Consider the following 21,758-nt stretch of genomic DNA (forward strand, 5'->3'; position numbering starts at 1 on the left):
AACCACACCTCTGCATACTTATGAAATACAATATCCGCCGTATTTGGCTGATTCTCTCACTTGTGACCATACTGATGCTTGTCATCGGTATGGTCGCAGGATCTTCTGACGTGAAGCAATATGCAAAACAGATGGAAACCCTGATGAATAAGGGAGATTATGATGCAGCACTTCAAATTGGATGCAAATCAGACAAGACTGATTCACTACTGACAGCCCTTAGAGTTGAAGCGCTTTATCAACAGCATCGATTAGGAGATGAACTGTTTACTTATCCCATTTCCGGGTCAGGTAGGGATATGAAACACTGCGGAGGCGATAAAATGTTGTGTGGCTATTTGATAGATTGTCAGCTTGACCAATTTGTCAAATTACTTCCAACATACTATCCAATTAACAGCAGTTTGCCCAAACACTACCAAGAAGCCCTCGTTCTATATAAACATCTGCGTGCACAACCGATCATCGTGTTCAATAATCTTGCTATGGAGGCAGATTTTGACGAGATGAAAAGTCTTCAGCAGAGATATCCTAAGCAACGCGAATGGCTTATCAATATGCAGACCAACTATAAAGATACCTATTGGTATTATTATTTCTGCGGAAAAGCAATCAATAAATTACAAAACAGATAATCAGACTTTGTAATTCGTCTGCTTCATGTATCATGATTCATTCGGGATGCCCTCGGTTTAATTTGTATTTTGCGTACCCCCCAATACTTAACAATTGACTTATTTTACGCGTGTAAAACCTATTGAATCTGAGTTGTTATGAACTTGATGAGGTATTGAAACGTCTTACCTCTTCATTACAAATTAATGGTGTAGGGCGTGCTCACAAAAAACAATTGGGAGAAACGCTTAACTCGTCTCTCCCAATTTACAGTGGCTAATCTATATATGTGTTTGTGAGATAGATTGCTGTGAACTTATACAATACCCTGACTCATCATAGCTGATGCAACCTTCATGAAGCCTGCAACATTGGCACCCTTCACATAGTTGATGTATCCGTCAGCACCAGTACCGTATTTCACGCAGTTTTCGTGAATATCGTTCATAATACGCTTCAGGTAGTTGTCAACCTCTTCAGCGGTCCAACTCAGACGCTCTGAGTTCTGAGACATTTCAAGACCAGATACTGATACACCACCAGCGTTTGAAGCTTTTCCCGGAGCATAAAGCAACTTGTTGTCTTGGAAAATCTTGATAGCCTCAGGAAGTGAAGGCATGTTTGCACCTTCTGCCACGGCAATTACGCCATTGTCAACAAGAGCCTGTGCCTGTTCGCCGTTAATCTCGTTTTGGGTAGCGCAAGGAAGGGCAATATCAGCCTTCTCATGCCAAGGACGCTCGCCAGCATGATAAACAGCATTGGGATATTCTTCTGCATACTCTTTGATACGACCACGCTCAACATTCTTCAGCTCTTTCACATAAGCCAGCTTTTCAGCGTCAATTCCATCGGGATCGAAGATGTAGCCATCTGAGTCTGACAAGGTGAGTACTGTGGCTCCCAACTGGATGCACTTCTCTGTAGCATACTGAGCCACATTACCAGAACCAGAAATCAGAACCTTCTTGCCTTTCAGCTCGATGCCGCGAGTAGCCAGCATAGAAGTCAGAAAATATACTGTACCGTAACCTGTTGCTTCAGGACGAATCAATGAACCTCCGAAGGGGATACCCTTACCGGTAAGTACACCTTGGAACTGATGGGTGAGCTTCTTGTACTGTCCAAAGAGGTAACCCACTTCACGACCACCAACACCGATGTCACCAGCAGGAACGTCTTCATCAGGACCGATTACTCGATACAGTTCGTTCATGAATGCTTGACAGAAGCGCATAACCTCTGCATCGCTCTTGCCACGTGGAGAGAAATCGGAACCACCTTTGGCACCACCCATAGGAAGTGTTGTCAGCGAGTTCTTGAAAGTCTGTTCAAAAGCGAGAAACTTCAGAATTCCCAGATTTACACTCTTGTGGTAACGCAGACCGCCTTTGTACGGACCAATGGCGTTGTTGTGTTGGATGCGATATCCCATGTTGGTCTGAACATTTCCCTTATCGTCAACCCATGTGATGCGGAATTCGTAAACGCGATCGGGCACGCAAAGACGCTCAATCAGATTAGCTTTCTCAAATTCAGGGTGCTTGTTGTACTCTTCCTCAATAGTTGGAAGTACCTGACTTACGGCCTGAATGTACTCAGGCTCATTGGGAAATCTTTGTTTCAGATTTTCTACAACTTGTGCTGCATTCATAATTTTTTCTTTTTTGGTTAAATTATAACGTTTTTTCTACTTCTTTTTTATTTTCGGTTGCAAAATTACATCAAAAATCTGAAATACCAAACAAATTATCAAAAAATATGCTATATTTCTTTCTTTTTGTAGCAAATATGTATAAAAACAGAAAAAAACATTGCTTTTTCGCCTGTTTGGGAGCACAATAAGAAAAAAGCACCATCTTACCTTTGAAAGGTAGATGATGCCTTAGTATTCATATATTGGAGTAAGAAGGTGAAGATTATATCTTTTGGATAGTCAATTCACTTTTTCCTTCCTCTTTGCTTATTGATATGGTACTGTTAGCCTCCAGTTCTCCATCGATGATAAGTTCTGCAATACCATCTTCTATATAGTTCTGAATCGCACGTTTCAATGGACGCGCACCAAATTGCACATCATAGCCGCGTTCTGCAACAAAAGCCTTGGCTTCGTCGGTTATCTGCACTTGATAGCCGAGTGCTTCCATACGTTTGAAAAGTCCGCGTAGTTCGATGTCGATGATTTTCTTAATAGCCTCTAAATCCAACTGCTCAAAGGTGATAATCTCGTCCATGCGGTTCAGAAACTCTGGTGAGAACTGTTTAGACAATGCTTTCTGCACAATACTGCGCGCATGTTCCTTATCCTGGTCATTGAGCATGAATGAACTGTTTCCTGCTGTGTTAAAGCCTACACCCCGACCGAAATCCTTCAGTTGGCGTGTACCTGCATTAGAGGTCATAATGATAACCGTATTGCGGAAATCCACAAAGCGTCCGTTACCATCAGTCAGACGACCTTCGTCGAGAACTTGAAGCAAGAGGTTGAAAACGTTACTATGTGCCTTTTCAATCTCATCAAGTAGTACGATGGAGTAGGGACGACGACGAACGCGTTCGGTCAACTGACCACCTTCCTCGTAACCAACGTAACCTGGAGGTGCACCAACCAGTCTGGACACGTTGAACGATTCGGTATATTCACTCATGTCAACACGAATGAGCGCATCACTACTGCCGAACATAAATTCTGCGAGTTTCTTCGCCAGATAGGTTTTACCTACTCCCGTAGGACCAATGAACATGAATACGCCGATAGGATGGTTAGGTTCTTTCAGTCCCACCCGGTTGCGCATGATTGCTTTTACCATCTTATCGATGGCTTTGTCTTGTGCCACAACCTCTTCCTGCAGTTTCAGGTTCATGCCTTTCAATCGGATACCTTCGGCTTGCGCTAAGCGTTGTACAGGAACACCAGTCATGATCGAAACAACGTCTTGTACATCCTTAAGACTGACATTCTGGCGGTCTATGTCTTCACCATTCTGCCAATTAGTATTAAGGGCATCCAGTTCCTGTTGGAGTTGCGCTTCTCGATCACGATGACTGGCAGCCAATTCGTAATTCTGGTTTTTCACCGCTTGGCGTTTCTTTTCGCTTGCCTCCTTGAGTTGTTTTTCCTTTTCGATGATTTCTGCCGGAACTTGTGTGTTTGTCAAGTGCAGACGTGCCCCGACTTCATCCATTACATCAATGGCTTTATCCGGTTGTTGTCTGTCGCTGATGTATCGCTCCGTGAGACTAACGCATGCAGCAAGAGCCTCATCGGTATAGTTCACGTGATGATGCTTCTCGTAGTGATGCTTGATATTGTGAAGTATCTGAAGCGTCTCTGCGGGAGTATTCTGCTCTACTATGACTTTTTGGAATCGGCGTTCCAAAGCTCCATCCTTTTCGATGGAATTTCTATATTCGTCAAGTGTGGTAGCTCCGATACATTGTATCACACCACGTGCCAATGCTGGTTTGAGAATATTGGCAGCATCCATAGAGCCTGGTGTTGAACCAGCGCCTATGAGGGTATGGATTTCATCAATGAAGATGATGACATCATCATTCTGTTCGAGTTCCTTAATGAGCTGCCGTATGCGTTCTTCAAACTGTCCACGATATTTCGTACCAGCAACAACCCCTGTAAGATCGAGCGTTAATACACGTTTACCAAACAATAAAGGAGGGCATTTCTTGTTGGCGATGGCTTGTGCCAATCCTTCCACAATAGCGCTCTTTCCTACGCCAGGTTCACCAATCAGAATAGGGTTATTCTTCTTTCTGCGTCCCAGAATTTCCATGACCCGCATCATCTCTTTCTCTCGTCCCACAACCTCATCAAGTTTGTTGTTTCGAGCCTGAAGAGTCAGATCGGTTGAGAAATTATCGAGCATGGGAGTTTTCGATTTCTGTTTGTCTTGTTGTGTAGTGGTAGTATTTCCATTGCTTTGGTTAGAAGAATTAGCTTTTTTCTGCTCTTCTTCGAATTCTTCCTCAGGAAGTCCTACACCATTTGTGACATGGAGTAAAGAACGTATTTCTTCGTAGTTCATGTTGTTGGATTCCAAAATTTGTTTTGCACCATTGTTTGCCGCATCGTGCATGATGGCAAGCAACAGATGTTCTTCTTCCACTTGTTGACTGTGACCGAAACGTGCTTCAAGAACGGCCAGTTTCAAAATATTGTTAGCTTGTGGAGTGAGAATGATGTCAGACTGTTCTTCACTTATGGCAACTTTCTCGTTACGGGCAAGTTCCTCAAGTTTTTCCTTGACCGATTGACTGTCGATGCCGAGGCGATGAAACAGACTGTTGGTAGTGCTTTCGCGTAGGCGCATCATTCCCAGCAACAGGTGTTCTGGGGCCACACAACGGTTTGCGAGCCGTATGGCTTCTTCTCGCGAGTATGCGAGTATTTCTGATATCTTTTCTGAAAACTGATTTGTCATAACTGAAAACATGATTGCAAATAACGTGCCAACGATAACCTACACACAGTTTGTGGCAAATTCAGACATCCCTTTCTTATTATTAAAATTTATATAGTTTGGAGAGATGTTTTTTGTCCATGTGTTAACTGCCGAAATACAAATCCAGCTCGTGTATGGCTTGTTGGTTTTTATTGTCTAAGTCACGGATAATGCATCCGTGTTCGAGTAGAGCTATTCGTGTAGAAATATCTACTGTGTGCTGAAGATTGTGGCTTGAGATCAGTAGGGTTGCCTTGGTCTGTGCCACATAGTCAGTCAGTAAGTGTTTGAGTAGTGTCTGACTGCTCGGATCAAGGAAATTGAAGGGTTCGTCGAGGATGACGATGCTGGGACGTCTATATAGGGCAGATATAATACCCACCTTCTGCTTGTTACCAGCCGATAGGTTGCGGATTAGTTTCTTCTGTCCAAAAATCTCTCCTGCAGCAAAGTCAGTAAAATCTTCCATACGCTTCTCAGATTGTTCTTTGGTCATTCCTGACACTTTTCCCAAAAAGGCGAAATATTCTTCTGGCGTAAGAAAGTCTATCAGGAATCCCTCATCGATATAAGCGCCAACATGTTGTTTCCAATCTTCATTCTCACTGGGGTTAATGCCATCAATAGTGACAAAGCCGGAATCCGCTTTGAGCAAATCGAGCATGAGTCGGAATAGGGTAGTCTTGCCTGCACCATTGTTGCCAACGAGGCCGAGAATCTCTCCATCTGTTATTTCAAAGTATTCGATGGAAGAAGCTACTGTAGTTCCGAAATTCTTCTGAAGATTGTTTATGGTAATCATTGTTGATTTCTATTGGTTTTATCCTTGACAGTTATTTGTTTTTTCGCTGCGCACAGCGTGTGCAACTTATTGAGAATGCAACACACCGCATGATAACGTGTGGTGTGCTGCATGATTTGTTTATACTAATCCGCGTCCGTGGCAGTTTTTGAATTTCTTACCCGAACCGCAAGGACATGGGTCGTTACGTCCTGGCATTTTTTCCTTGACGATAGGAGTACGTGGCTGTTGTGCACGTGTGTCGTGAGCGGCTGCCGCACGCATGTTAGGATCCCTCATCTGCTCCTGCTCAACGGTTGGTTTGTTTTCCGTGTATTGCTGGTGTGGACGTTGAGCTGGTTCTGGACCAGCCTCTTCCACTTGCTGCATTTCCGGAATAGTGGTGCGCATGAGTACAGAGACGATGCGATTGTTCATATCGTTAATCATGTTATCCCATACCTTTGCACTTTCCAACTTGAAGATGAGCAAGGGGTCTTTCTGTTCGTATGAAGCATTCTGTACCGAGTGACGAAGTTCGTCGAGTGCGCGGAGGTTTTCTTTCCATGCCTCATCGATGACGTGGAGCAACATTTGTTTTTCAAACTGCTTGACAATAGACTTCGATTTTGTTTCGTATGCTTCCTTTAGGTTGCAAGGAATCTGATAGAGTCGTCGTCCGTCAGTCAAAGGAACTGCTATTCTGTCAAAACGGTCACCTTGTTCGGTATAGACTTTCTCTATGACGGGTTGAGCAATCTCACAGATGTGTTCTGTCTTACGCTCAAAGGCTTCCATCACTTTCTTGTAGGAGTTTTCTTCCAGTTCTTCAAGATGTCCAGACTGCAGTTGTTCTTCGGTGAAAGGCACTTCCATGGCAAACAAACGAATGAAAGCTTCACGGCATCCTTCATAGTCGTTTTGCTCGATAGTAGTAGCAACACGATCCCAAAGCATATTGGCAATATCCATTCCGATACGTTCTCCCATCAAGGCATGGCGACGTTTCTCATAGATAACGGTACGTTGACGGTTCATGACGTCATCATATTCCAAAAGACGTTTACGGATACCAAAGTTGTTTTCCTCTACCTTACGCTGTGCACGTTCAATCTGCTTGCTCATCATCGGACTCTCGATGCGTTCGCCTTCCTTGAAACCTAAGCGGTCCATAACAGAGGCAATACGTTCAGAACCAAACAGACGCATGAGCTTATCTTCAAGAGATACATAGAATACTGATGAACCTGGGTCTCCCTGACGTCCAGCACGTCCACGCAACTGACGGTCAACCCGTCGGCTTTCATGACGCTCAGTACCAATGATTGCCAGACCTCCTGCAGCTTTCACTTCTGCAGTCAGTTTGATGTCGGTACCACGTCCAGCCATGTTGGTTGCAATAGTCACGGCACCAAGCATACGTTCTTCTACGTGTTTATTACCTTCTTCATCAACAATCTCTACACGTCCCAAATTACTGCGTCCTGCCTCTGCCACAATGTCAGCCTCCTTGTGGTGGAGCTTGGCATTCAGCACTTGATGAGGAATCTTTCGCATATTGAGCATTTTAGAGAGCAATTCAGAGATTTCAACGGAGGTTGTACCTACAAGTACAGGGCGTCCGCTATTGCGCATTTCCTCAATTTCCTCAATGACAGCATTGTATTTCTCGCGTGCGGTTTTATAGATTCTGTCGTCCATATCCTTACGGATAACAGGACGGTTTGTTGGAATTTCAACAACATCGAGTTTGTAGATGTCCCAAAACTCACCTGCCTCGGTAGAAGCAGTACCTGTCATACCTGCGAGTTTATGGTACATACGAAAATAGTTTTGGAGTGTAATGGTGGCGAAGGTCTGTGTTGCAGCTTCCACTTTCACATGTTCCTTGGCTTCCACAGCCTGATGCAATCCATCGCTCCAACGGCGTCCTTCCATGATACGTCCGGTTTGCTCATCGACAATCTTCACTTCACCGTCAATCACAACATACTCATCATCTTTATTAAACATGGTGTATGCTTTGAGCAACTGCTGCAAGGTGTGTACGCGTTCGCTTTGGATAGCGTAATGGCTGAGCAACTCATCTTTCTTGGTCACGCGCTCTTCCTCAGAAAGGCTGCTATCTGCTTCAAGAGCCGACAGCTGTCCGGCGATATCGGGCAATACAAAGAGTTCTGAGTCATTCACCTGTTGGGCTAACCATGCCGTTCCTTTGTCGGTTAAGTCACATGAGTTCAGCTTTTCATCAACTACAAAGTACAGAGGTTCAACTGCTTCTGGCATGCGTCGGTTGTTGTTCTCCATGTAGGTATTCTCAGTATTCTGAAGTCCGGTTTTAATACCCTCTTCAGAGAGGAATTTGATGAGCGGTTTGTTTTTAGGGAGCGACTTGAACGAACGGAACAAGGCAAGGAAACCCTCTTCTGTGAGCTTCTTGTCACCTTTTGCTTGTCCTTCGCTGATTTTCTGCTTAGCCTCTGCCAAGTATTGTGTAGCAAGTTGACGCTGTACAGCCACGATTTTTTCTACGAGAGGCTGATATTCCTCAAACATCTGGTCGTCACCTTTAGGAACAGGACCAGAGATGATCAGAGGAGTACGTGCATCATCAATCAACACGCTATCTACCTCATCGACGATGGCATAGTTGTGTGCGCGCTGGACGAGGTCCTGTGGTGAGGTGGCCATATTATCACGCAGATAGTCGAAACCAAATTCGTTGTTGGTACCGAAAGTAATGTCACACTGGTAAGCACGACGTCTTGCATCTGAGTTAGGCTGATGCTTGTCGATACAATCTACAGAAAGACCATGGAACATGTAAAGCGGTCCCATCCATTCAGAGTCACGCTTAGCTAGATAATCGTTGACAGTTACCACATGGACACCGTTTCCTGTCAGGGCATTAAGGAATACAGGAAGAGTGGCTACGAGGGTTTTACCTTCACCAGTTGCCATTTCGGCAATTTTTCCCTGATGGAGCACAGTACCACCAAACAGCTGTACATCATAGTGTACCATTTCCCATTTAAGGTCGTTTCCTCCTGCGGTCCAATGGTTGTGATAAATAGCTTTATCTCCGTCAATGGTAATAAAGTCTTTTCTTGGATCTGATGCCAGTTCGCGGTCGAAATCGGTTGCAGTAACAATTGTTTCTTCGTTTTCGGCAAATCGGCGTGCAGTTTCCTTGACGATGCTGAAAGCCTCAGGCATCGCTTCGTCAAGCTGTTTTTCAAAGATGTCGAGAACTTCTTTCTCCAGTTTGTCGATTTTGGCAAAGATGTCGGCACGTTCATCAATAGGTGTTTCTTCGATGGTATCTTTAAGTCTCTTGATTTCTGCTTTTTGTTCTTTGGCAGATTCCTGTATGCGTTTTTGTATGTCGCGAGTGCGTTGACGTAACTGGTCGTTGTCCAATTTCTGTATTTCAGGATATACGGCTTTAACCTTTTCCACCAACGGCTGAATGAGTTTCATATCTCTCGTCGATTTATTACCGAAGAGTGATGTCAATATTTTCGTTAAGTTCATATTTGTTTTGTTTCTTTTTCTTTGATTACTTTTATTTTTTTACGTAAAAACGCTTGCAAAGTTACTAATAATATTCCGTAAAGTTGCAAGTTAACTGATATTTATTGTCCGTCGTCTTTAGAAAAGAGGGACTGCCGAACAGGCATTAGGAGCCCTGATGCGTATGGAACGGGCTATTGTTGGAGCAATTCTGTCGGCTGTGACAGGTGTCTGTACGCGTTCGCTCCGGACACCGTCTCCGTAAATAATAATAGGGAAAGGAATGTTGTAAGCGCGTGATGTTGACTTTTCCAAGGTTTCCTCGTTAACGAGTTGCCAACCTGGAGTGATGTCAATAATCAAGTCACCGCATTTTTCTATATTAAATCCGTTGCGGATAGGTTCAAGCAGATGATTATCGCTTGTTAACAACTGATTAGCAGTATAGACGTTACGTATTCCGGAAATTTGAAGGAGAAATTCCTGCGAACGCTCCATCAAGTCTCCGAGATTGATATTCTTTTGTCTTAAAGTCTGACGATTGAAGAATAGCTGATTATGGTAGCAATATTCTATGTATTGTGCTTGTCCGAAGATTGCACCAAGATACATGTTGAGAAGATTTGCCGTTCGGTTGATATAGAAATTTCCTGTTGGGATTCGGAAGCGTGCATTAGTAGCATGATCATCTTCTGTTTCCTCCCGATAGGCTGTTCCTGAAATCACAAATAGGATGCGGTCTCTATTGAGATGTCCTTCTATTCCTTGAATGAGGGTTGAAATATTCTCATCGAGTTTTACATACGACTCCATCGTGCGACCAGCCTCATAGGTGAGGTTGATCAGGTCGGGTTTATCATCAATACCGATTCCTGCCTGTTTGACACATTCCAACGCTGCAGTTGTAATTCCTGCATTGACGTCTGTTCCTGGCGCATATAGTCTGGAATAACCGGAAATCCATTTGTCGTAAGGCTGATAATACGTGGTGGATGTCCATTGGTTGTTATTGACCCACAATACTCCATCAGCTGCATGTCCGGCAGAAAGGATGGCTGCATCGGCAGTTGCTGCAAACGAATAGACCTTTCCGATACCATTGGTTGCAATCTTTAATTCATCTCCCAAAGTAGAAGTCCCTAGATGGTTAGGTGAATATCCAACCTTAGTATCGCGCACACATTGTTGTGGACGTAGGGTTTCTTTGTCGAGCCATTCAAAAGCTGTTATTCCGTGATAGTAGGGTGATGTTCCGGTCTGGACAGAGGCAATGGCTGATGCGCGGTCAACAGGTGAGAAATTGTACGCTCCATTCGTAAACACCATTCCGTGCTTCAACAATCTGTTGAATCCGTCTGGCCCATAAAGAGGAGCGTATGTTTCCAGAAAGTCAGTACGCAGTTGGTCTATTTGAATATTGACCACCAGTCTAGGAGCCTGTGCTATAAGTTGTGCTTGTGCTTCTGCTGTAAGCCCAAGCAAACTCATGAGTGTGATGTAGATATATCTATTCTTCATTTTGCAGGTTTCTGCTGCCTTTGTTCTGGCACTTTATTATTATTTTTTATATGTACGATACTTTGTAACAGCAAACATAATGCCAAACTCCAGATGCCTTCTGCATAATCCTGCCAAATTCCTCCAATAAGGAAGAATATAACAAGGACTAAGGCTATGTTCCAATAGATTGTTTTCTTTCCTCGAACAACCTTATAAAGAAAAAAAAGTGGGATAGGGTTGAAGAGCAGGATCTGCAGATTCAGGGTGGTCGTAGGATGCTCAGAGAAAAGCATCACAAAGAGCAACAGTCCGATGATTGACTGTATGGCGACCAACAGTATGTCCCAAGCTAACAGAATCTTATGTACTCGGCATTGAACAACAAATAGAGCTAACGCCAATAAGCTGATGATGATAGCGCATGCTGTTGGCGATAATGGAAACTCAGACTTTAACAGCTGAACACCAGCCGGAACAGCCACTCTTCGTTCTTTCACCAACGGACGATATTCGCCATTAGCGAAGATGCGTGCATGGTCAAAATCATACATGAGATTATTAGGCAAAAATTCTTGTTGCCTTTGGTCTGTCTTTATGTCAGAACGGATTCCCAACAGCATGTCATTGCCAAAAGCAGCCCATGGGTGACGTTTTGTCATCTCATGAATCATTTCACGATAGGTTGGCTGATAATTATCCCGTGGCTCATATATGAGCTTCCCGGAAATACATTGTTCTATAATATCGCGTGCCTTCGTAGTACAGTTGCTATAAAAGTAATTATAACGATAGATACGGTTTCCGTCCTGAAGATTATCTGCAAGTGCATTTTTCAAGCATAGCTTCTCTTCGGTAGTAAGATTGAGAACCTGTTCGGTAACCATGCTTCCAAAGCGTCGGTATTCCTCTTTAAATAAAGTATAGGGGTAAGCTCCTAATTCGTAGTCGGTCCATCCTAATACAAATCTTCCTATAAAGAAAGGCTTTCTGAAGTCAAAGACACCGTAATTGAAAGCGACATCAATGCCTTTAGGCCACAATTCATGATAGCGAATTGCAGTATGTCCGTAAAGACTGTATATTTCGTCGTGGGGCTGACAAGTTAGGAGACTGATTTCTACAGAATCCATTCGCTGGGCAAACAAGTCGGGCTGGCCTGTTGCGTTCGTATCCGACGCTTTTTCTTTGTTTTCATCTTCCACAGCAACAGTTCCGCTATTGCTTCCAACGGGGGCATAAGGTTGTGCCCATACTGCTTGCGACAATACCAGCGAGAGTGTTAAAAGTCCCCCTTTAAGAGCATTAAAAATGTTTTCTAAATGTTTCACGATGCAAAATTAACCTATATTTTCCACTTATCGTGCTTTTATTTCGTTTTTTTTCGATAATTTTGCAAGCCGTAATCGAAAAGATAAACAAAACAAATAGATGAAGAAGCTTTTTATAAATGGCATACTCCTTTTTGCCAGTGCCCTGACTGTTAGCGCTCAGAGTGGCACCAACTCGCCTTACAGCCAATATGGCCTCGGTATTTTGTCAGAACAGTCACAAGGGTTTAATCGTGGCATGAATGGTCTTGGCCTTGGCTTCCGCTACGGAAATCAGGTGAATACGCTCAACCCTGCATCGTATTCTGCAGCCGACTCCCTAACTATGATTTTTGACGTGGGGCTTTCCGGACAAATTACAAATTTTAAGGAAGGTAACACAAAGGTGAATGCCAAGAATGCTGATTTTGAATATGCAGTGGCTATGTTCCGTGCAATGCCCAGTTTGGGTATTAGTTTCGGTATCGTACCATTCACCAATGTAGGTTATTCCTATTCGCGCACCGATGTTGCCAGTTCTTCACTCTATAGTATAGAGACCCATAGCGGTAACGGCGGATTGCGTGAAGTATATGTCGGTGCCGGTTGGGAACCTGTTAAAGGATTTTCTGTCGGTGTCAACGCTGGCTATCTCTGGGGAAATACAGAGCGCAGCATTACCAACACCACCAACCAGTCTGCAGCCAATACCCTGAGCCGTATTTATTCAACAAGCGTCAATACCTACAAACTCGATTTTGGAGCGCAGTACCAACAGGCTTTAGGTAAGAAAGATGTATTGACCATTGGTGCAACATTCGGATTAGGTCATAAAATGGGAGGCGAGGCACAGCTGATCAATACCAATACCGATACCCAGAATAGTGTAATGACGTCAGACACGGCGACTATAGACGATGCTTTCAAGCTCCCAATGACATTGGGTCTTGGTTTTGCATGGTGTCACAACAAAACGCTCACAGTTGGTGCGGATTATTCTTTCCAGCGTTGGTCAAACATCGATTATCCTAAATACGAAAACAACAAATATCAACTTGTAAGCGGATTGCTCAACAACCGCCACAAGATGACTGTTGGACTTGATTGGATTCCAAGTGCATCCAACTGGACTTCCTTGAGTCTTAAGAATCTTCTTACGCACACCCACTATCGTTTTGGCGCATCTTACGCCACACCTTATTATAAAGTAAACGGACAAGATGGACCGAAAGAACTCAGCGTGAGTGCAGGTATGGGCATCCCATTGGTCAACAAATGGGGTAACCGTTCTGTTCTCAACATTAGTGTCCAATGGGCAAGACAGTCAGCCACCAATCTGATAACAGAAAATACCTTCCGCATCAATCTTGGCATTACCTTCAATGAGAAATGGTTTGCTAAGTGGAAAGTAGAATAAGTCTGTCTCAGAACATATAATAAACAAACAACACTTGTAAATTGATACTTAAGCGAAAATACCATTCTTCCAACATCTGGGCGGGCACTATGCTTGCCCTGCTGTTGTCTGTGGGGGCAGGGTCCTGCCAAAAGCCAAAAGACCATACTGCACCTGCTGTGCGTGACCGTGACTCTGTCTCGATGATGACAAGTTATGGTATCAACACCCTCATCAGCGACTCTGGTGTCATCAAATACCGCATCGTTACTGAACGGTGGGATGTCAATACCGTGAAGAACCCCAGTCGTTGGACTTTTGAAAAGGGCATTTTCCTTGAACAGTTTGATGAGAAGTTTCATGTAGAAGGTTATATACAGGCCGATACTGCGTGGTATTATGATCAAAAGAAATTGTGGGAACTGCGTGGAAGAGTGCGCATACGTAATGTAAACGGACTTATATTCAGAAGCGAAGAACTGTTCTGGGACGGTATTGCCCATGAATTCTATTCCCATAAATTTTCCAAGGTTATCACGCCCGAACGCGAAATGCAAGGCACGTATTTTCGGAGTGACGAACGCATGCAACGTTATGAAGTCACCAATAGTGTCGGTTCCTTCCTGGAGTCGGATATGAGTGGGGAAAGCGAGAACACTGCTCCCGACAAGCAGAAGACTGCCACACTTTCCGATACTGCCACTACACAACAGTCACAACGCCAACCGGCTGTCAGGCGTGCCGCAACGACCAAAACATCACAACCATGACAAATCTTATAGTAGGTATCATCATTACCATGATATTTTCAGCCTTCTTTTCAGGCATGGAAATAGCTTTCGTCTCCAGTAACAGACTTAGAGCGGAGATGGAACGGGAGAAAAACGGACTGGCAGACAAGGCCATTTCCTTCTTTTACCGCCACCCCAACGACTTTGTGAGCACCATGCTAGTGGGCAACAATATCGCTCTGGTAGTATATGGCATTCTCTTTGCAGCAATATTCGACAACACCTTGTTTGCCTCACTTAATGACGGAAGTCGTGTCACGGCCGACACGCTGTTATCCACAGTCATTGTGCTCTTTACGGGAGAATTTCTGCCCAAGACGATATTCAAGGCGAGTCCCAATACGATGCTGCGATTCTTTGCTGTTCCTACCATGGCGTGCTACGTCACACTCTTTCCCATCTCGCGTTTTGCCACAGTACTATCAAAAGGTCTGCTGCGGTTGTCAGGACAGAAGATCGACAACGATAGTGCCGACAAGGCATTTACAAAAGTAGATTTGGACTATCTCGTACAGGCCAGCATAGACAATGCTCCTGACGAACAACAGATTGAAGAGGTCAAGATCTTCCATAATGCACTCGACTTCTCTGATACCAAGGTACGCGACTGTATGGTTCCCCGCACAGAGATAGAATCGGTGGATATAGAGAAGGCATCGATGGACCAGCTGAAAAGCAGATTCATAGAAAGTGGTCACTCCAAGATTGTGGTCTATCGTGAAGATATTGACCACGTCATCGGTTATGTCCATTCATCAGATCTTTTCAGAATAGGCGCTAAAATCGTGGGCGAAGACCCGATTCCAAGTAGCATGATCCGCGAAATGCCTTATGTTCCGGAAACGATGGCAGCAAGCAAACTGATGCACACATTCCTTCAAGAAAAGAAATCATTGGCAGTGGTCATCGATGAATTCGGTGGCACCAGTGGCCTTGTGTCGCTTGAAGACATTGTTGAGGAAATCTTCGGTGATATTGAAGACGAGCATGACAACATGCACTATGTGGCAAAACAGTTGGGTGAAGGCGAATATATGCTTTCTGCCCGACTGGAAATAGAAAAGGTCAACGAGATGTTCTCCCTCGACCTGCCCGAAAGCGACGACTATATGACAGTCGGAGGCCTCATTCTTCATGAATATCAAAGTTTTCCGAAACTCAATGAAGTGGTCAAAATCGGGCATTTTGAATTCAAGATAGTAAAAAATACCATGACAAAGATAGAACTTGTAAGGTTGAAAGTAGAAGAATAACGATTCTAAACTACACTTTTTTGTGATTATCTTTCGTTTAATGACTATTTTTTACTAACTTTGTACGCTAAAAGCGGAAACATGACCCACAAGTTGCACATCTTTGCCTATACTGACAGCATGGCAGAAAAAGACAAGTGGAACATGTCAATGAAAAACTTAGAGCAATAACAAAAAAATAAAATAATTAAAAAACAATGGCAGTAATTGGAAAAATCAGAAGCTGGGGACCTGTCCTCGCCACCGTGATTGGATTGGCCCTCTTTGCTTTTATCGCCGAAGAAATGTTTCGCTCTTGCGAAGCAACAAACAACGAGAAACGTCAACAAGTCGGCGAAGTGTTAGGTAAGAAAGTGTCCGTTCAGGACTTTCAGGCAATGGTCGACGAGTATCAGGAAGTAATCAAGATGACCCAAGGTCGCGAAAGCCTTTCTGACGATGAACTCAATCAGCTGAAAGACCAGATCTGGCAGGAAGTGGTCAATACCACCATCCTGGAGAAAGAGGCCAACGAATTAGGTCTGACCGTTACCGATGCAGAACTTCAGAATATCCTGAAGGTCGGTACCAACCCCATGTTGGCTCAGACTCCTTTCATCAACCAGCAGACAGGACGTTTTGACGTAACCCAGCTCACCAAATTCCTTGATGAGTATAAGAAAATGCAGTCACAGCCACAACAGCAACAGGTTGCAGAGCAGTACAAGAAGATCTACGACTATTGGAAATTCATCGAGAAGCAGCTGCGTCAGCAGACGCTGATGATGAAATACCAGAGCCTCCTGGGTCATTGCCTGCTGTCTAACCCTGTTTCAGCAAAGATGGCTTTCGATGATAACAATATTGAAAGCAACATCACCTTGGCTGCTATCCCATACACCTCTATCAAAGACAACGAGGTGAAGATTGCCGACAGCGATCTGAAGGCTAAGTATGACGAGATGAAGGAAATGTTCAAACAGACCGTTGAAAGCCGCGACATCAAGTATGTTGACTTCCAGGTTCTCCCTTCAAAGACTGACCGTGCTGCGCTGAACAAGACCATGAGCGAAGCCAAGCTGAAACTTGAAAGCGGAATGACTCCTTCTGAAGTTGTTCGCAAAGCTCGGTCACAGGTTGCCTACACAGGCATTGCAGCCACCAAGCGTGCATTCCCAGCTGATGTAGCTGCCAAACTTGACTCTATGGCTGTAGGTCAGACCTCTGCTGTTTTCGAAACAAGCTATGACAACACCTTGAACGTCATCAAGCTCATCGCTAAAGTAGAACAGCCAGACTCTATCGAGTTCCGCATGATTCAGGTAGGCGACGAAACAGCTGAAGCTGCAAAGCGTGCAGACAGCGTTTATACAGCCTTGAAGGGTAATGCTGATTTTGAAGCCCTCGCTAAGAAGTATGGTCAGACTGGTCAGAAGACATGGATGACTTCTGCCATGTACGAAAGTGCACAGACGCTCGATGCTGATACGAAGGCATACATCGCAGCCCTCAACAACACTGCTGTTGGCGAGGTAGTGAAGCTCAGTCTCTCACAGGCTAATATGGTACTTCAAGTGACCAACCGCAAGGCGATGACCACCAAATATGATGTGGCCATCATCAAGCACACTATTGATTTCTCTAAGGAAACCTACAACCAGGCATACAACAAGTTCAGCCAGTTTGTCAGTGAAAACAAAACACTGGAGGGACTGGAGAAGAATGCTCAGAAATTTGGTTTCAAAGTGATGGAGCGTCAGGATATGGTCAATTCAGAGCACTATGTGGCAGGCGTACGCTCAACACGTGAAGCTATGAAATGGGTATTTGATGCTAAGCCAGGCGATGTTTCACCACTCTACGAATGTGGAAACAACGACCACATGATGGTTATTGCGCTGACCAAGATTCACCGTGTAGGCTATCGTAGCCTTGACGACGTGAAAGACATGGTACGTCAGGAAGTCATCCGCGATAAGAAGTTTGAAGTTGCCGCTGCTAAGTTGAATGGTGTTAAATCCATTGCCGCTGCCAAGCAGAAGGGTGCTGTCATCAGCAATGTTGACCAGATCACATTCTCTGCTCCTGCATTCGTACAGAGCACAGGTGCCAGCGAGCCCGCTTTGAGTGGTGCAGTTTCAGCTGTTAAGCAGGGACAGATGTGTCAGGCTCCTGTCAAGGGCAATGGTGGTGCTTACATCTTCCAAGTGACTAAGCGCAGTCTGCAGGCAGGTGCTAAGTTTGACGTGAAGCAGCAGATGGCGATGCTTCAGCAGATGGCAATGCGTGCAGCAGGACGTTACATGCAGGAACTCAACCAGAAGGCTGAAGTAGTTGACAACCGCTACCTCTTCTTCTAAAAGTAGAAACTGGAAGATAATATTTAAGCCCCATACCTTGAAGGTGTGGGGCTTATTTTTTTGTAATCGATGTGTGGCAGGATCAAGCGAAATGTTTGTGTGGCATATCCCGAAACACTACCGATGTCAGACGGTTATTTCTCCACGGATGCTTTGCCTCATGTAATATCTTACCGTTTCCGGATCATCAAAAATCGATTGCAGATACATCAGTTTGGTCACCGCATTTTCCACTGTTGAATCGTAGCCGCTGATGACCCCCGCTTCTTGTAACTGATACCCCGTGTCGTATCGGCCCATTTCTACTGCACCTTGAATACACTGGCTGATGTTGATCACCACCTTGCCGTTGTGCGTAGCCTCTTTCAGCGCGTGCATCACCCAAGGTCGTTGGGGGGCATTGCCCGAACCGAAGGTACGCATGACGATACTCTTCAGATTTGGTGTGGCAATCACGTGGCGCACCAAGTCTTCGCGTATGCCGGGAAAGAGCGAGAATATAATCACATTATTGTCGAGCTTGAAATGCGGGATCATCGGTTTGTCCCAATCCGGTTTGAGCATCCTTTCCGTATGGTAGGTGATATTAATTCCTGCATCCACAAGATGAGGATAGTTAAACGACTCGAAAGCATTAAACTCCTCAGCACTTTGCTTCGTTGTCCTGTTGCCTCGTAGCAGGCGTCCATTGAAATAAATGCCAACCTCAGGGACGAGCGCATGACCCTCATGGTCTTTCGCTGCAGCAATCTCTATCGAGGTGATGAGATTCTCCTTTCCGTCCGTTCTCAACATCCCGATGGGCAGCTGCGACCCTGTGATGATGACCGCCTTGGTGAGGTTTTCCAGCAGATAGGATAGGGCAGATGCAGTATATGCCATGGTGTCAGTACCGTGAAGCACGACAAATCCATCGTATGCGTCATAGTGACTGGCGATGATGTGACTCAGTTCAGTCCATCGGGCAGGCGTCATGTCGCTGGAGTCGATAGGAGGCTCAAACTGTATGGTATCAATCTTCGTGTCAAACTGTTTGAGTTCTGGCACATTGTAGAGCAGGTGCTCAAAATCGAAAGGTTCCAAAGCGCCTGTGTGTGGATTTCGGTTCATACCGATTGTTCCACCTGTGTAAATGAGTAGGATTTTGCTTTGCATCTTGCTGAAAATGTTTATAGACCGCTGCGAAGTTACAAATAAAAAGTGAAACTCCAAAGAAATTAGCCGATATTAGGGTTAGGAAGTTACACTTTGTTTGAAATCGAAGAAAAAACGGCGTTAAGTTTTCTTTTTTCCATTATTATTTCGTAATTTTGCATTTACTAAAAACATAACGCTACTTACAAAAAAAGGACGACACCGATGATTGATTCGCTCACCTATTATATATATGGTCTGTGTACCATGTTTTATTCTATGATGGCATGGATGTTTTGGCGCAAAGGAAGCGATATGCTCTCACGGCTGTTTTCCATCCTCATGATTATCACCTGTGCAGAGAGTTTCAAGGACCTTTTCCTCTACATAGAAAACCAGAACATAGTGAACGATGGTCTGTGGAACGAACTCACAGCCATGGACATGGTGGTGATACCGATCTATAATTTCATCCTCAAGGAACTTGTTAAGCCCGGATGGCTTACTTGGAAGAAAGTCATACTCCATGAGACCGTTTTTATTGTCCTCATCGCAGTACTGTTTATAACCAATGCACCTATTTGGTTTCACTGCCTTGTAGGGTGGGGCGCCATCTATGGTATCGGCACACTTGTCGTAACCTTGATGCTCATTTCCGACTACCATCGCCAGTTGAAAGACCGCTTCTCCTATCAGGAAAATATCAATCTCAACTGGTTGCAAGGCGTATTGTTCAGCTTCTTCTTTATCCTCATCGTATGGACCATAGCCTCTTTACGGCGCACAGCGTATGCTGACGACCTATACATGATATGCTCGCTGGCATTATGGATGGTATTGAGCTATTTTCTGTATCGCCACGAATCTGTCATAGACGAACTCGTCAATACTGAAACCATCGACGAACCACAAGATGAAAGCGATATGGAGCAGAGTACAATAGCCACTATCGTGCAACGGTTGTTCTATCAGGAACAAATCTACCTCAACCCCAAACTTAAACTTTCAGATGTTGCCACGCTGGTTGGTACCAACCGTACCTATCTCAGCAGATATTTCAACCAGGAAAACGGTCAGACCTTCTATGATTATGTCAACAAACTACGCATCAGTCATGCCGAACATCTGCTCCGCACCACATCTGATTCGCTGGCAATCGTGGCAGAAAAATCAGGTTTCAACTCCCAATCTACGTTCCGCCGTGTATTTGCATGCTATCATGACTGTTCACCCATAGAATATCGTAAAATCCACACATCGTCCTGATACTAAGCAGTTTTTACCCGATGAACATCAGCGTTTACCAAATGATAGATGCTGATTTTGTTTTAATGAGCATGTTTTTTTACCCAATGAAACACGATTTATTAATAAAAGCATTACCTTTGCGACATCGTAGTCGACAAGACAATTATTACTTAACCCAATAAAACAATTATGGACGAACAGCAACAAAAAAACTATGACGCTTGGGGTTACCTTGACCAAGCTCTTTTCACCTCATCGCATGTGAAAGCAAAAGACATCAAGATGGGAAGTACCGACTGGGACAACGTCTATCCGACCTCACCAGAAGAAATCGACCGCATGGAGGATCTCATCCAACAGGCACAGGCTTCGGCAGATGATCCTAACGACGAACAGTTCAATGAGCGCATACGCGACCTAAAAGAGGTAGTGCACTATTCTCGCAAGCGTCACCGTACTTGGAAATTGGCACTTATCGCTGGAAGTATTCTCGGTGCCTGCATCTTTTGGTATTTCAGCAACCTAGATCAGGAATCAGCCCAAAACCGCCAGAAAGACGTGAAGATAGTAGAGTTGTGGCAGAAAGCCGACACCACTATTGCTTATCAGAAGATGGATACCGTCCTTTGGGAAAGGAATTTAAACTACAACGAGCGCCTCAATGGTGCCAATGCATATAAAGCCTACTATCTCACCGATTATAACCAGAGGGCAGAGAGTTCACGCCTCAATTCTGCAAAATACAAGCAGCAGGCAGACACCGCCTCTACCGACGAAAGGAAGAAAGCCTATTTGAAGTCTTCCGAAAAGGAACAGGAAGACTACGAGAAATACAAGAAGCGCTTTGAGGAACTCGCAGCAAAAGATTTCAAGGCTGTGAAAGAACTGGCGCTGAAAGATACCCAGGGAGCTGTTGACTCTATGAAGAGCAGCAGCAATACCAAACGTGCGTGGATGATCTACCTCATCATTCTCATCCCGCTATATATCATATCAGGCTACCCCAGAGGCTATATATTATCACGTCACCGTCGCCAGGCAAGTCTCATGCGAGGCTTGCAGAAGTGGGGATTCCGTTTGGCAGCATTCTTCTTCGGAGTAGGTCTTGCCATGCAGTTACTCCCCGACGATATTGTGAAATATCGCTATTCCAACGGCTATACGGAGACCCGTAAAGAGGTCAACCCCGCCAACTTCATCTATATCGTGATGAAGATCGGACTGATGGTTGTGGGCGTATTTATCTTCTGTTTCATCTCAGTTTTCATTATGACATTCGAAACCGTCACAGGTCTGATTCGTAATTTCAACTGGCAAGAGATTTTAAGCAAGAAGACTCAGCCACAGAGCTGAAACATTTAGAATTACTTAGTTTGCGTAGGTCCGTTCCCACAGGACCAAAAGAAATGAAGGGTGCATCT

At 44.5% G+C, this 21,758-nt stretch carries 14 protein-coding genes; 7 read left to right on the plus strand and 7 right to left on the minus strand.

The genetic code is table 11. The features are described from left to right. Positions 1-20 precede the first annotated feature (20 nt). Entirely contained in the window at positions 21-635 is a 615-nt protein-coding gene (locus CIK89_RS02970; RefSeq protein WP_094389953.1) for a DUF6057 family protein, read from the plus strand. A gap of 296 nt (positions 636-931) precedes the next feature. Here CIK89_RS02970 and CIK89_RS02975 read toward each other — a convergent pair whose 3' ends face one another. The 6 genes from CIK89_RS02975 to CIK89_RS03000 form a co-directional block, all read right to left on the minus strand. Then, the gene (locus CIK89_RS02975; RefSeq protein ID WP_094389954.1) at positions 932-2,269 is read right to left on the minus strand and encodes an NADP-specific glutamate dehydrogenase; all 1,338 of its coding nucleotides are present in this window, start codon (positions 2,267-2,269) and stop codon (positions 932-934) included. 265 nt (positions 2,270-2,534) lie between these two features. Beyond that, positions 2,535-5,054, minus strand: a complete 2,520-nt coding sequence (locus CIK89_RS02980; protein ID WP_094389955.1) for an ATP-dependent Clp protease ATP-binding subunit — start codon at positions 5,052-5,054, stop codon at positions 2,535-2,537. A gap of 124 nt (positions 5,055-5,178) precedes the next feature. After that, complete coding sequence (locus CIK89_RS02985) at positions 5,179-5,877, minus strand: ABC transporter ATP-binding protein (protein WP_094389956.1); 699 nt, start codon at positions 5,875-5,877, stop codon at positions 5,179-5,181. Between the two features lie 120 nt (positions 5,878-5,997). Continuing rightward, a complete protein-coding gene (gene secA, locus CIK89_RS02990) occupies positions 5,998-9,390 on the minus strand; it encodes a preprotein translocase subunit SecA (RefSeq protein WP_094389957.1) in 3,393 nt (1,130 codons plus the stop codon). 117 nt (positions 9,391-9,507) lie between these two features. Further along, positions 9,508-10,887, minus strand: coding sequence for an alkaline phosphatase family protein (locus tag CIK89_RS02995; RefSeq protein ID WP_094389958.1), 1,380 nt, complete (start codon positions 10,885-10,887; stop codon positions 9,508-9,510). Beyond that, positions 10,884-12,197: a DUF4105 domain-containing protein gene (locus CIK89_RS03000; RefSeq protein ID WP_094389959.1), complete on the minus strand. Its 1,314-nt coding sequence runs from the start codon at positions 12,195-12,197 to the stop codon at positions 10,884-10,886. Before CIK89_RS03000 ends, CIK89_RS02995 begins: the two co-directional genes overlap by 4 nt. A 100-nt stretch (positions 12,198-12,297) precedes the next feature. On the opposite strand from CIK89_RS03000, the gene CIK89_RS03005 reads away from it, so the two are divergent. From CIK89_RS03005 to CIK89_RS03020, 4 genes are all read left to right on the plus strand, one after another. Further along, positions 12,298-13,593 (plus strand): hypothetical protein, encoded by a 1,296-nt coding sequence (locus CIK89_RS03005; RefSeq protein ID WP_094389960.1) that lies wholly within the window; start codon positions 12,298-12,300, stop codon positions 13,591-13,593. An 89-nt stretch (positions 13,594-13,682) separates the two neighbouring features. After that, positions 13,683-14,342, plus strand: a complete 660-nt coding sequence (gene lptC, locus CIK89_RS03010; protein ID WP_094389961.1) for an LPS export ABC transporter periplasmic protein LptC — start codon at positions 13,683-13,685, stop codon at positions 14,340-14,342. After that, positions 14,339-15,616: a hemolysin family protein gene (locus CIK89_RS03015; protein ID WP_094389962.1), complete on the plus strand. Its 1,278-nt coding sequence runs from the start codon at positions 14,339-14,341 to the stop codon at positions 15,614-15,616. Before lptC ends, CIK89_RS03015 begins: the two co-directional genes overlap by 4 nt. Positions 15,617-15,813: 197 nt before the next feature. Continuing rightward, entirely contained in the window at positions 15,814-17,955 is a 2,142-nt protein-coding gene (locus CIK89_RS03020; RefSeq protein WP_094389963.1) for a peptidylprolyl isomerase, read from the plus strand. A gap of 126 nt (positions 17,956-18,081) precedes the next feature. Here the strand turns inward: CIK89_RS03020 and CIK89_RS03025 are convergent, their stop codons facing one another. Next, the gene (locus tag CIK89_RS03025) at positions 18,082-19,110 is read right to left on the minus strand and encodes an asparaginase (RefSeq protein ID WP_094389964.1); all 1,029 of its coding nucleotides are present in this window, start codon (positions 19,108-19,110) and stop codon (positions 18,082-18,084) included. A 204-nt stretch (positions 19,111-19,314) separates the two neighbouring features. Between CIK89_RS03025 and CIK89_RS03030 the strand changes: the two genes are divergently transcribed. Beyond that, positions 19,315-20,355, plus strand: a complete 1,041-nt coding sequence (locus CIK89_RS03030) for an AraC family transcriptional regulator (RefSeq protein WP_094389965.1) — start codon at positions 19,315-19,317, stop codon at positions 20,353-20,355. A gap of 171 nt (positions 20,356-20,526) precedes the next feature. Beyond that, positions 20,527-21,690 carry a hypothetical protein gene (locus CIK89_RS03035; protein WP_094389966.1) on the plus strand — a complete coding sequence of 388 codons (1,164 nt, stop codon included), beginning with the start codon at positions 20,527-20,529 and terminating at the stop codon, positions 21,688-21,690. Positions 21,691-21,758 lie beyond the last annotated feature (68 nt).

Source organism: Prevotella sp. P4-119, from assembly GCF_002251345.1.
In the GTDB taxonomy this organism is placed as follows: Bacteria; Bacteroidota; Bacteroidia; order Bacteroidales; family Bacteroidaceae; genus Prevotella.

What these genes read in the sequence shown, in the direction of transcription:
- CIK89_RS02970 (WP_094389953.1), top strand. Translation starts at nt 21, where the DNA reads ATGAAATACAATATCCGCCGTATTTGGCTGATTCTCTCACTTGTGACC.
- CIK89_RS02975 (WP_094389954.1), bottom strand. Translation starts at nt 2,269, where the DNA reads ATGAATGCAGCACAAGTTGTAGAAAATCTGAAACAAAGATTTCCCAAT.
- CIK89_RS02980 (WP_094389955.1), bottom strand. Translation starts at nt 5,054, where the DNA reads ATGACAAATCAGTTTTCAGAAAAGATATCAGAAATACTCGCATACTCG.
- CIK89_RS02985 (WP_094389956.1), bottom strand. Translation starts at nt 5,877, where the DNA reads ATGATTACCATAAACAATCTTCAGAAGAATTTCGGAACTACAGTAGCT.
- secA (WP_094389957.1), bottom strand. Translation starts at nt 9,390, where the DNA reads ATGAACTTAACGAAAATATTGACATCACTCTTCGGTAATAAATCGACG.
- CIK89_RS02995 (WP_094389958.1), bottom strand. Translation starts at nt 10,887, where the DNA reads ATGAAGAATAGATATATCTACATCACACTCATGAGTTTGCTTGGGCTT.
- CIK89_RS03005 (WP_094389960.1), top strand. Translation starts at nt 12,298, where the DNA reads ATGAAGAAGCTTTTTATAAATGGCATACTCCTTTTTGCCAGTGCCCTG.
- lptC (WP_094389961.1), top strand. Translation starts at nt 13,683, where the DNA reads ATGCTTGCCCTGCTGTTGTCTGTGGGGGCAGGGTCCTGCCAAAAGCCA.
- CIK89_RS03015 (WP_094389962.1), top strand. Translation starts at nt 14,339, where the DNA reads ATGACAAATCTTATAGTAGGTATCATCATTACCATGATATTTTCAGCC.
- CIK89_RS03020 (WP_094389963.1), top strand. Translation starts at nt 15,814, where the DNA reads ATGGCAGTAATTGGAAAAATCAGAAGCTGGGGACCTGTCCTCGCCACC.
- CIK89_RS03025 (WP_094389964.1), bottom strand. Translation starts at nt 19,110, where the DNA reads ATGCAAAGCAAAATCCTACTCATTTACACAGGTGGAACAATCGGTATG.
- CIK89_RS03030 (WP_094389965.1), top strand. Translation starts at nt 19,315, where the DNA reads ATGATTGATTCGCTCACCTATTATATATATGGTCTGTGTACCATGTTT.
- CIK89_RS03035 (WP_094389966.1), top strand. Translation starts at nt 20,527, where the DNA reads ATGGACGAACAGCAACAAAAAAACTATGACGCTTGGGGTTACCTTGAC.